The organism is Steroidobacter sp. (genome assembly GCF_016790065.1).
GTDB lineage: Bacteria > Pseudomonadota > Gammaproteobacteria > Steroidobacterales > Steroidobacteraceae > Steroidobacter.
On record NZ_JAEUPY010000763.1, the window covers coordinates 1 to 11541 of the forward strand.

Annotated in this window: 9 protein-coding genes; 4 read left to right on the top strand and 5 right to left on the bottom strand. The window is 61.5% G+C overall.

The genetic code is table 11. The features are described 5' to 3' along the window. The 3 genes from JNL55_RS31035 to JNL55_RS31045 form a co-directional block, all read left to right on the top strand. Positions 1-182 (top strand): hypothetical protein (locus JNL55_RS31035; protein ID WP_293863685.1); only part of this gene is annotated, 182 nt, incomplete at its 5' end. Positions 183-288: 106 nt separating this feature from the next. Next, complete coding sequence (locus JNL55_RS31040; RefSeq protein ID WP_293863688.1) at positions 289-2895, top strand: hypothetical protein; 2607 nt, start codon at positions 289-291, stop codon at positions 2893-2895. An 18-nt stretch (positions 2896-2913) separates the two neighbouring features. Then, entirely contained in the window at positions 2914-4212 is a 1299-nt protein-coding gene (locus JNL55_RS31045; protein WP_293863691.1) for a hypothetical protein, read from the top strand. An 8-nt stretch (positions 4213-4220) separates the two neighbouring features. On the opposite strand, the gene JNL55_RS31050 is transcribed toward JNL55_RS31045, so the two are convergent. Beyond that, positions 4221-5084, bottom strand: a complete 864-nt coding sequence (locus JNL55_RS31050) for a DMT family transporter (protein ID WP_293863694.1) — start codon at positions 5082-5084, stop codon at positions 4221-4223. A gap of 67 nt (positions 5085-5151) precedes the next feature. On the opposite strand from JNL55_RS31050, the gene JNL55_RS31055 reads away from it, so the two are divergent. Next, a complete protein-coding gene (locus JNL55_RS31055) occupies positions 5152-6615 on the top strand; it encodes a PLP-dependent aminotransferase family protein (protein ID WP_293863697.1) in 1464 nt (487 codons plus the stop codon). 38 nt (positions 6616-6653) lie between these two features. On the opposite strand, the gene JNL55_RS31060 is transcribed toward JNL55_RS31055, so the two are convergent. The 4 genes from JNL55_RS31060 to JNL55_RS31075 all read right to left on the bottom strand — a co-directional run. Next, entirely contained in the window at positions 6654-8099 is a 1446-nt protein-coding gene (locus JNL55_RS31060; RefSeq protein ID WP_293863700.1) for an efflux transporter outer membrane subunit, read from the bottom strand. Between the two features lie 6 nt (positions 8100-8105). After that, the gene (locus JNL55_RS31065; protein ID WP_293863703.1) at positions 8106-9206 is read right to left on the bottom strand and encodes an ABC transporter permease; all 1101 of its coding nucleotides are present in this window, start codon (positions 9204-9206) and stop codon (positions 8106-8108) included. Beyond that, complete coding sequence (locus JNL55_RS31070) at positions 9203-10342, bottom strand: ABC transporter permease (RefSeq protein ID WP_293863706.1); 1140 nt, start codon at positions 10340-10342, stop codon at positions 9203-9205. The genes JNL55_RS31065 and JNL55_RS31070 overlap by 4 nt, the downstream gene beginning before the upstream one ends. Beyond that, positions 10339-11541: ATP-binding cassette domain-containing protein (locus JNL55_RS31075; RefSeq protein WP_293863709.1), on the bottom strand; the 1203-nt coding region annotated here is incomplete at its 5' end. The genes JNL55_RS31075 and JNL55_RS31070, both read right to left, overlap by 4 nt.

Genomic DNA, 11541 nt, shown 5'->3' on the forward strand with positions numbered 1-11541 from the left:
CCACACTGTTAGTAGATAAAACCGGCGTGAACACGTCGCCGTATTTCTCGGTGCTTACTCAACACGGCTTTGCCGACACCGAATCTCAAGTACCGCCCGATGCGATCAAAGCGCTGGCCCGGCTGCAATTCAACGGTCAGCTCGACCATGTCGTGCAAAAGGCCGACACCATCGAGCTGTAACCCCGGCTCATAAACCAAATTTATAATCGATAGATTAAACCTTAGTACGATGTAGTCCGCCCAGCACGTTGCTACGCTCGCCCGGCAAAGTCACGCCGGGGGCACCATGAGTGACGTGTTTGCTTTCCGAATCATTCGTGGGCCGCAACGTCATGCGCGCGCGAACGGCATCCCGCTGTACCCCTCCCGCCGCAACCAACCCGTGCCACCCAGTTTGCGGGTCGCACAGTTCGGCAACTCGGTCGATACTGGCGCCTCCGTCAGTCGTTACGCCGAGCTGTTCATCGCTGGGCCGTCGTTCATCACTCCGCGAACGCCCTTACCCGTGCCGCTGCGAGAGCTGGATCAGTGGCTCACGCAGCGACGCAATCGCGCCGAGCCCAGCGACATCGTTAAATCCTTGCCCACGCCTCCAGCCGAGCTGATCGCTGCCGCGGATTGGCTGACCACGCGCGAATCACTGGCCGATAGCTTGATTGCCGCGATGATCGCGCGACATCGCGATCCGAGTACTTACGTGCATTTGCATCGGCTGCTGATGCTCGCCGGGTTGATCGAAGCATTGGCACAAACTCACTCGGCACTACAAAACGCGGACGACGTTGCCACCTTTCTGCGCACGGCCCATGTGTTACTGCCGTCGCAGCTGTTGGATGTCATGCCGACCAATGCCCGCCTGGCTCGTCGCTACGGATTCTCGGAGTTGGTCGTGGTGCGCGACGATTGGTTCGAGTATCGCTTCGGCGAAATCGCCCATGTCGAGAACGCGTTGAAAGGTGAGATTCGCGAACGAGCGCACCGGCGCATCACCGAAACCGAAACCATCGACACGCACGAGCAAGAACGGACTACGGAAGAGTCGTCCGACGTCCAGAAAACCGACCGCTTCGAGATGTCCAGTCACAGCAACGAGCAGATGTCGCTCAAGGCCAGTGTCGAAGCGACCGTGGACGTTTCCGCTACGTATCCCTCCACCACTGTCGACGTTCACGCCGGCGGCAGCTTCGACTATTCGCAAGAACAGGCTCGCGAACAAGCCACCGAACTGGCGCAAGAAACCATCGCTCGTGCAGTCAAGCGCGTGGAAGACCGCGTCAGCACGCTACGCTCGACCCGAACGCTGGAGCGCTTCGAAGAATCCAATCTGCATCGGTTCGAAAACAACAGCGCCACTGCAACCACGCTGGTCGCGGTGTATCGGTGGATCGACAAGATCCAACGGCTGCAGGCATTTCATTATCCGCATCGCTTTCTGCTGGAGCTGCAGATTCCCGAACCCGCCGCGTTCGTACATTGGCGCCGGAAGCGACCGTCTGGAGACTTTCTGAATCCAGCCCCGCCGGAGTTCATCGCGCTCGGCATCGGCATTACGCGTGCGCTCGGGCCCACCGACATCACACCGCAGACCTATCTGCAGTACGCGCAGCGCTATCGCATCGGCGATATCGAACAACCGCCGCCACCCACCATCGTGAAGTCAGTGCCCGTCGTACTGGCCCCACCCGCCGGCGGCGCCAACGCTCAGCCCGACGATCTCGGCTCCGTGGCCGACCTCACCCAGTATGACTTGGTAGGCGGTGGTGAAGGTCAATCGGCCGGCGGCAGCGCCACCGTCGGCGTGCAGGTTCCAGATGGTTATCGGCTCAACTCGTGGTCTGCCACCATCCACACGTACACCTCACGCTTCGTCATGGGCGATGTCATCGGCAACTCCGCCGATGCGGTCGTGCAAGTGCGGGGGGCGAATCCGGTGTTCAAAGTCACCGTCGGCCAAGCGATACAAAGCGCAACACCGCAGGCCAATCACAACACTGCCTCCGTGCCCACGGGCGCTTGGGATTCAGTCAACATCTACACCGCAGCTTCTTCGCTGCTAGCCATGCCGACGGGGCTGACAGGCCAAGTCCCGGTCACAGTGTGGGCTCGCGATGCGCGAGAGTTTCGCGCTCATCTCACGATGACCTGCGACCGACTGCCGGACGCATTGGTCGCGTGGCAGCTCCGAGTCTTTTCGCGATTGGCTGCGGAATATCGTTCTCAGCAAGTTCGTCATCTCGAAGAACGCGCCGCTCGCGCCATCGGCAACGGCGTGCAGATCAGCGGCGACTCGCCGACCAGAAACAAAGAAGTCATGCGCGAAGAATTGAAGCGCGCGGCGATTCGTTTGCTATCCAACGGAACGTATCCGCCTTCCAATCTGCCGGAGCCCAATCTCGATCCGGAGGTGGGGCCCGAGTTCGATTTGGACAGCGCGGCGTTGAGCGCACCGGAGATTCAATTCATCGAACAAGCCTTCGAATGGGAGAACATGACCTTCGTGTTGTATCCCTACTTCTGGACCGGCAAGGGCAAATGGGCTGAACTCGCCGATATTCCCGACGGCGCCGACCCACAATTCGCTCGCTTCTTACGCAGCGGCTCGGCGCGCGTGGTGGTGCCGGCAAGGCCGGGCTTCGAAGGCCAGGTGCAAATGTATGTAGACACCGGCGTGATCTGGGGCGGCGGCCCGGTGCCCGCCATCGACGATCCAGAATATTTATCGGTCGCCGAAGAAATTCGCCTGCAGACCGGCGCCGGCGATAAAGGCGAGCCTGGCGATTGGTGGGATGTCCGGTTGCCCACCTCGCTGGTGGCTGTGGATCTCAACGCAGCGCTGCCTTTCCAGAACCCGACTGTGAGCGTAGGACCGACCGCCGTCGCCGCTCCGAACTAAGCGCCGAGGCGCCCAGGCATGGCCGATACCGACACCGAACAGGACATCGCCACCGGCTTCACGCTTTGGGCGCAGTCGGACGATGCGATTCGCGCCCTGGTCAATGAAGGCCTGCTGCAGATCCAGAACTCGCGAGATGTGGCGGTCGCTCGCACCGACGTGATCTTGCAGGCGGCCATCGCCGCCGCCGAGCAGGTTCAGGACATTCGGATCGAGCAGCTGGAGAATCCGGACGCGAACTACTCGTCGTTCGTCATCGAGGTATTGGTGATCGTGGCGTTCGAAACCACGATCGCTGGCATCGTCCTCTCCAAGGTAAGCAACGCATTGTTTTCTCACGTGCTGGCCACGACGGCCACAGCGATGCGACGCCGCGCTCGCGCCCTGCTCTCTTCTTCTACTGCTGCTCGGTTGCGAGAACGCTCCAAAGCGCTGCAGATCCTGCGAGACCTGCCTCGCCTGCGTGGACCACAACGTGGCGAGGCCGTGAAGCAACTCACCGCGCTAGCCACCGACCGCAGCGGCAAAGCGCGACGGCTGATCGATGGTTTCATTTCACGAAGCCAAGTGCCGGTGCCGGTCGCGTCGGACTCGCGCCAAGCGCTCAAATCATTTCACGACGCCGTGCGCACACTGTCCAAAGGCGGCGGTGACGTGAACGAAAACCTCCAAGGCGCCGCGCAGACCGGCATCGCGCTGTTACAAGCCCCCAGCGCCGGCCCGGCACTGAGCGAAGCCGATTCGCCCGGAGTAAGACTGCTCACCGACATCCAGGCTTACGCCAGTCGAGTGCGCCTGAGCATTCAACTGGTCCACAACCAGCTGGAAAAATGGATGAACGATCAGCTGCTCGAGCCCGACAACGACAGCTATCTCGAAATCCTGTCCGTGTGTACCTATCGCGATGTCCGCGCTGGCAACAGCTCCGACCTGCAGCGGATCGACGACGATCTCAACATCCTGCGCAATCAATATCGGCTCATGTTCGAGGCGGTGATTTGGGCGTACCTGTTCGGCTTCCAACGCCCACGCAGCGCTCGTGAACCGCAGCGCCCCGAGATCGAAGGCGAGAATTTCAAGAACATCAAAGAGCGGCTGATGGACTATTGGCTGCTGCGCTTCGGCGCTCAGATCGACGCACGCAACGCTGAGGCCGATGGTTCACGAAAATTCCCTGGGAAGTTCGCCGACCTGCCGCGACGTGGTCAGGTGTTTCAATTGCGCGATCACTTCTGGCTGATCATGGAAAAGGTTCGCGAGCTGGAAGGCACCTACAGCAATCAGCCAAGGCCGGTCGAGCTGGGCACGTGGTGGTGACCTCCGAATCACGCCAACCGACGGGCGCCAGCCACGCAGCCGAGTACGCCGATGCAGGTAGCGACCAGAGACCAGGCAATGCTTTCATGTAAGAGCACGGCACAGAGCCCGAGGCCGAGCAGCGGCTGCAGTAATTGCAGTTGGCCGACGCGAGACGATCCGCCGATGGCCAGCGCTCGATACCAGAAGAAGAACCCGATCAACATCGAAAACATCGCGACGTAAGCCAGCCCCAGCCAGGCGCTGGAATCGGAGGTCGGCCAGTGCGCCGGCCAGGTCATCAACGCCAACCCGAGCATGATCGGTGCGGACAGCGCCAACGCCCAGCAAATGACCTGCCATCCGCCCAGCCGGCGCGACAGCACTGCGCCTTCGGCATAGCCGAGGCCGCAGACCACGATGGCGGCCAGCATCAAAGCATCACCCAACCACGCCCCTTGAGAGCCGCCGTTGAACAACGCAAAGGCAGCGACCAAGCCTGAGCCACACAACGCAAACACCCAGAACGCCGGCCGCGGACGCTCTCCTCCTCGCACCATGGCCCAGGCCGCCGTGGACAACGGCAGCAAGCCCGTGAACAACACGCCTCTCGCGACGCTGATCTCCATCAGCGCCAGCGCGCTCAGCAATGGAAACCCGACGACCACCGAAGCTGCGACCACCAGCAGCGAAGGCACCTCGGAACGTAGCGGCCGGCTGTTCTCGAACAAACCCAGCGCAATCACCGCCCCGAGTGCTGCCAGCAACGCCCGTGCAGCCGTCAGGAAAATGGGCTCAAACCCGGTCACTGCCGCGCGCGTCGCCGGCAGCGAGCCGCTGAATATGACGACGCCGATCAAGCCCAATAACAAACCGCGATCTCTGGTTTCCATGCCGGCATCATGCGGGACGGCCCGGACGATGGCCAAGGACAGTCCAGTACGATATAAACGAACTGTCATGGTCAATCTAACCGAACAGTCCGACGCCAGCCTGGTCGAGCAAGTGATGCGCGCGATCCAGACCAAGATCGATCGCCGCCAGTACACGCCCGGCACCCGCATTCCCTCGGTGCGCGCCATGGCCGAATCGATGAGCGTTTCCAAGTCGACCGTGGTCGAGGCTTACAGCCGCTTGACCGCCGGTGGCATCGTGCAAGCTCGCCTAGGGTCGGGCTTCTACGTCGCCGCCCCGCTCGCGCCGCTCGATCTGGCCGAGCTCAGTCCCGAGACCGATCCCACCATCGATCCACTATGGATCATGCGTCAGGCATTGCGGCCCGGCGATGAACACATGCGGCCAGGTTGCGGTTGGTTGCCGGAAAGCTGGATGCCACACGAAGCGATGCGTAAAGCATTGCGAGCCACCGCTCGCGACGGTGACGGCATGACGCTGTTCGAATACGGACCAGCGCAAGGATTGGAAACGCTCCGCGGATTGATCACTCGTCGCTTACACGATCAAGGCGTGGAAGCCGCCCCCGAACAAGTGATGCTCACCGACTCGTGCACGCAAGCCATCGACCTGCTCTGCCGCTTCTTACTGGAGCCCGGCGACACCGTGGTCGTGGACGACCCGTGCTACTTTAACTTCAAAGCGTTACTACGCGCTCATCGCGCTAATGTGGTGGGCGTGCCGTACACGCCGACCGGCCCTGATCTGACCGCCTTTGCAGCGGTGCTCGAAGCGCATCGGCCGCGTATCTATCTCACTAACTCGGGGCTGCAGAATCCGACGGGCGCGACGTTGACGGCGGCCGTTGCCCATCGGCTGTTGAAAATATCTGCGTCTCACGACGTAGTGATTGTCGAAGACGACATCTTCGGCGACTTCGAAGAGCAGCCGGCACCGCGACTGGCGGCGTTCGACGGCTTGGATAGGGTGATTCGAGTCGGCAGCTTTTCCAAGACGCTGTCGGCGTCGGTACGCTGCGGATACATCGCCAGCCGCCCCGATTGGATACGCGCTCTTTCCGATCTGCGCATGGTGACCGGCATGGCGTCCAGCCCGTTCAACGCCGAGTTGTTGGCGTCGATGCTGATGGACGGCTCCTATCGACGCCACATGGAACGCGTACGCACCCGCCTCGCCCGCCAGCGACAAATCGTAGCGACCAAACTTGCCGATCTCGGCATCGAGCCCGTGCTCGAACCCGCTGGCGGCATGTTTCTCTGGTGTCGCCTGCCTCGCGGCTGCGACGCTGCCCAAGTCGCTCGTCATGCTCTGACCGAGAATGTAGTGCTCGCCCCCGGCAATGCCTTCAGCGCCGGCGCCGATGCCACCGGCTTGATGCGCTTCAACGTCACTCACACTGACGATAAACGCGTGTATGACGTGTTGAAACGCGCCATCGCTGCCACCGCCAAGACGTCGTCATCGGCACGCAGGAAACTGACTGACGTTTCGCGCACGCCGGGCTCCTGAGACGCGCGCCGCCAGCGCCGAGCTAGATAGGGCGTTCGTTACGACACCGCCGGCTCGGTATCGCCGCCGAGTGCTTTGTACAGCGTCACCAAGCTCAGCAGCGCCTGCTTCTTCGCTTCGACCGCCGCCTGGCGATGATTCTCGTACTCTCGCTGAGCAGCGAGCAGCTGTGGCTTGGCCGAATCGCCTTGATCGAAACGCGCCTGTTCGTGCGCCAGCAACTCGCTAGCGCGCTCAAGCGCAGCCACTCGCGAATCCATGGCGTTGGTCGCGCCGTTGTGACGAATCATCGCCTGTTCCACATCGGCGAGCGCAGTCACAACCGCACCTCGATAAGTTGCAGTCGCCGCCGAGACCTGCGCCTCACGCTCCTTCACCACCGACTTGCGCCGACCGCCATCGAACAACGGCACACTCACTTGCGGCGCCAACGCCCAAAATCGGCTCGCCGACTCAAACAGCGAACCGCGTTCCAGCGACTCGAAACCGCCGCTGGCCAAAATGGAGAAGCGCGGATACTGATCGGCGACCGCAATGGACCGATCCGCAACCGCCGTCTCAAACTGAGCTTCCGCCTGACGAATATCCGGCCGACGCCGCAGCAGATCCGATGGCAGCCCCATATCAACCGAGATCTGCGCCTTCGCCGTCTGCAACTCCGCGCCAAGCATCGGGCTCTGCTCCGGCAAAACGACATACTCGCCCGTGCCGACCAGAACACCCATAGCATGCCGTCGCGCTTCAGTTTCAGCTCGCAGACTGGCCACGCTTTCACGGGCATGCTCGAGTGCCAGCTCCGCCGACGTGACATCTGCCGCCGGCACCGCTCCGTTGTCGTACTGCTGCTCGGCAAGCTGCAACGATTGTTCGCTGAGCTCCAGCACCTCTCGCGCACTCGTCAGCTGCTGAGCGTAAGCAATGTGCTCAACGTACACGCGCGCGATCTCAGCCGTCAGAGACAACCGAACAGCTGCACGATCCGCCATTGCCTCTCGATGACCCGCCGCCGCCTTGCGACGCTCAGCGGCATGGGCGCCAAACAGGTCGAGTTCCCACGACGCATCCAGTCCACTCGTGGTTAGCGTGTAGGTATCGGGAAACGCTGCGCCACCGCCACTCGACAGCAACAGTCCGTTCTCACTCATCTTCTCTCGCGACGACCTGGCGCTCGCGTCGAGCTGAGGCAGCGAGCGAGAGTCGGCGATGCCCATGCGAGCGCGTGCCGCGGCGATACGGGCGCCGGCCGCTTCGAGATCCAGGTTCTCCCGTAAGCCGCGCGACATGAGCTTGCTCAGCTCTGGATCGCCGAGCGTATCCCACCATTCATCATGGGCGGTCTCCATCTGCGTCGCGGCGGCGTTTCGATAGTCCGCAGGCAACGTCGGTTGCGACACGCTCAGGTTATGCACGCAGCCTTGCAACAGCGCCGCGGTCACGCAGGCAAGCAGCACGCCCGTCCGATTCTGCACAGTCATTGGGTTCATAAGTTGTTACTCACTGACGGTTCTAAACTTGAAATAAGCCAGCGACAACGACACCGCTGCGATGATCAGCATCGGCACGGCCGTGTCGGCGAAGGCAGCGAAAGTGATGCCTTTCAAATAAGCCATGTTCATCAGGTCCACCACATGCCGCATGGGATTGAACCAAGTTGCGGCTTGCAACCAGCCGGGCATGTTCTCCACCGGCGAAATGAAGCCGGACAGCAGCAATCCAGGCACCAGATAAGCAAACACACCGAGCACCGCCTGCTGCTGCGTGCGACAGAAGCTGGAGATCAGCAGCCCCCAACCCACCTGCGATAGCCCGTAACACACCATGCCGGCGTAAATCGCCAACAACGAGCCGTGCATGGGCACCCGATAGATCAACAGCGCAGCGAACAACACGATAGAGCCTTGGAACAGCGCGATCACGATGGCAGGCAACGCTTTGCCGGTCATGATCTGGCCCGCAGACAACGGCGACACTCGTAACTGATCGAGCGTGCCCTGCTCCCGCTCGCGTGCCACCGACAGCGCGGTCACGATTAGAAATCCCAACGCTGTCGCGATGGCGATCAGTTGCGGCACGATGAACCAGCGATACTCCAGGTTCGGGTTGTAGAAGTGGCGCACGTTGATGCCGACCGACTGAGCGCCGGACAGCTCATCGGCATAACTACCGACGATGTTCTGCACGTAGCCGGTGGCAATCTGGGCGGCGTTGGACTTGCGACCATCCGTCACGACCTGCAGCGCCGCGCTCTCGCCCGCCGCAATACGCGAGGAAAAGTCCGCTGCGATCTTCAAGCCGATCAGTGCATCCTGATCGTCGATGCGAGCCGCAAACTCGTCATGACCATGGGTCACCACGAAGCTCGAAAAGGTCGGTGCCGAGGCAATTCGTTCCATGATCTCCTCGCCGTGGACGCCATCGTCTTCGTTGAGCACGACGACGCCCACGTTACGAACCTCCATGGTGGCCGCGAATGGAAACAGAATCAGCTGCATGATGATGGGCGCGATCAACAGCTTGCGACCGTGCGGATCGCCGAGCAGCGCCTGCAGCTCTTTCAGAATCAGGGCCCGAAGCCGAAACCACGCGTTCATTCCAGCATCTCCTTGGTCTTGAGCAACGTGAGTCCGATGAAGATCAGCGCCAACAGCGACATGAACAGCATGTCGACCCACAGCGTCGACCAGATGACACCGGCCTGGAACAAGGACTGCAGCGAACTCATGAAGTAGCGAGCCGGCAGTGCATACGAAAAGGCTTGGGCAAACTTGGGCATGCTGGCGATCTCGTACACGAACCCCGACAGCATCACCGCCGGCATGTAGCCGAGGTTCAACGCCGACTGCGCAGCGTTGAACTGGTTGCGAGTCACTGTGGAGATGAGCAGGCCGAGACCCAAGGTGCCGCCGAGGAACAGCGTGCTCACCAACAGCAACACCAGCAACGAGCCGCGGAATGGCACGCCCATGATCAGCACGGCCACCGCCATGCACGTCACCATCGCCAAGATGCCCAGCACGTAATAAGGAATGAGCTTGGACAGGAGCAGTTCGGCGCGCGTGATCTGGGCAGCCAGCAACGCCTCCATGGTGCCCCGCTCCCACTCACGCGCCACCACCAGCGCCGTCAACAACGCGCCGAGGATGGTCATGATGATGACGATGGAGCCCGGGATCAGAAAATTCCGACTCTCGGCCGACGGGTTGTACCAAGAGCGCACTTCGATGGAGATGGGCGGCGCTGCGTGAACGCCCCGATCGGCGTGCCACTGTTGTTGCCACAGCCGCCACACGCCCTGCACGTTGCCGGCCACCAAGCTGGCCGAGTTCGGTTCAGCGGCATCGGTAGCAACGAACACCGGCGGCGCTTCGCCACGCGTCAGCCTGGAGCCGAAGTCATTCGCGATAGCAACGTAGCCGCGGATCTTGCCATCGAGCATGGCCTCCTCGGCCGCTTTGATTGAGCCCATCTCGCGGATGGTGAAAGCGTCGGCCGCGATCAACGCCGCTGCAAAGTCGCGTGCAGCGGGGCCATTGTCTTCTACGACTACACCTAGCCGCGTGTTGGAGCTGTCCAGATTCACTCCATACCCGAAGATGAACAGCAGCACCGCAGGCAATACGAACGCAATCAGGATGCTGCTGGGATCGCGAACGATCTGCAGCGCTTCTTTACGACAAAGCGCGAACACTCGCCGCCACGCGAACCGAGAACGATTGGAAGACTTCATAGCTTGCTCGCCTCCACCAAGCGGATGAACGCGTCCTCCATGGTCGGTTCGGGCAGCTCAGCCGTGGCCACGCTGCGCTTCAGTTCGTCTGGCGTACCGAGCGCAATCACGCGCCCGCGATACACCAGGCCAATGCGGTCGCAATACTCGGCCTCCTCCATGAAATGAGTCGTGACCAACACAGTGATGCGCTTCTCGACCATGGCATTGATATGAGTCCAAAACTCGCGCCGCGTGATCGGATCCACGCCCGAGGTCGGCTCGTCGAGGAACAGAATGTCCGGCTCGTGTACCAACGCGCACGCCAACGCCAGTCGCTGCTTGAATCCCAGCGGAATGCTGGGCGGCGTGGTGCTGAGATAAAACTCCAGTCCAAACGCATGCACCAACTCATCCACCCGCTGCTTTTGCTGCCGGCCGCGTAGCCCGTAGATGCCAGCGAAGAACTCCAGGTTCTGTCGCACCGTCAGCACGTCGTACATGGAGAACTTCTGCGCCATGTAGCCGAGCCGCTGTTTCGCCTCGCTCTGACGGAACGTGAGATCGATACCGACCACGCGAGCGCTGCCTTCCGTCGGCTTCAACAGGCCACAGAGCATTTTGAAAGTCGTGGACTTGCCAGCGCCGTTCGGCCCGAGCAACCCGAACACTTCCCCCTGCTTGACCGCGAAGTTGACGTGATCGGTGGCTGCGAAGTCGCCGAAGCGCTTGGTCAGCTCAGTGGCCTCGATCATCGGTACATCGTCAGCCGCACGCGCCTTGGCAATGCCGCCGAGCACGGACTCTTCCTTGGACGCGCCGCCAATAGCATCGATGTACGCGTCCTCGAAGCGAGGCTCGGCCACGTCGACAATCACCTGAGAATCGATCTGAAGCACGGCTCGCAGCTCGTGCACTTCGAACGGCCGCTTCGTGACCACACGCAGTCGATCGCCTTGGATGAGCGTATCGACGGTCTCGCCGGCATGCGCGAAACGCTTTAGTGCACTCCGCTTCTCTTCGGCCGGTACGCGAATCAGGAACACGCGATTGTCGCAACGGCGTGAGAATGTAGCCGGCAGGCCCTGAAACAGAATTCGCCCGCCGTTCATCAACACCACATCGTCGCAACGCTCAGCCTCATCCAGATACGACGTGCTCCACACCACCGTCATGCCATCGCCAGCCAGCTCACGAACCATGCGCCACAGCTCGCGACG

Excerpts from the sequence above, each read along its gene's own strand:
- JNL55_RS31045 (WP_293863691.1), top strand. The coding sequence starts at position 2,914 with ATGGCCGATACCGACACCGAACAGGACATCGCCACCGGCTTCACGCTT.
- JNL55_RS31040 (WP_293863688.1), top strand. The coding sequence starts at position 289 with ATGAGTGACGTGTTTGCTTTCCGAATCATTCGTGGGCCGCAACGTCAT.
- JNL55_RS31055 (WP_293863697.1), top strand. The coding sequence starts at position 5,152 with ATGGTCAATCTAACCGAACAGTCCGACGCCAGCCTGGTCGAGCAAGTG.
- JNL55_RS31070 (WP_293863706.1), bottom strand. The coding sequence starts at position 10,342 with ATGAAGTCTTCCAATCGTTCTCGGTTCGCGTGGCGGCGAGTGTTCGCG.
- JNL55_RS31050 (WP_293863694.1), bottom strand. The coding sequence starts at position 5,084 with ATGGAAACCAGAGATCGCGGTTTGTTATTGGGCTTGATCGGCGTCGTC.
- JNL55_RS31065 (WP_293863703.1), bottom strand. The coding sequence starts at position 9,206 with ATGAACGCGTGGTTTCGGCTTCGGGCCCTGATTCTGAAAGAGCTGCAG.
- JNL55_RS31060 (WP_293863700.1), bottom strand. The coding sequence starts at position 8,099 with ATGAACCCAATGACTGTGCAGAATCGGACGGGCGTGCTGCTTGCCTGC.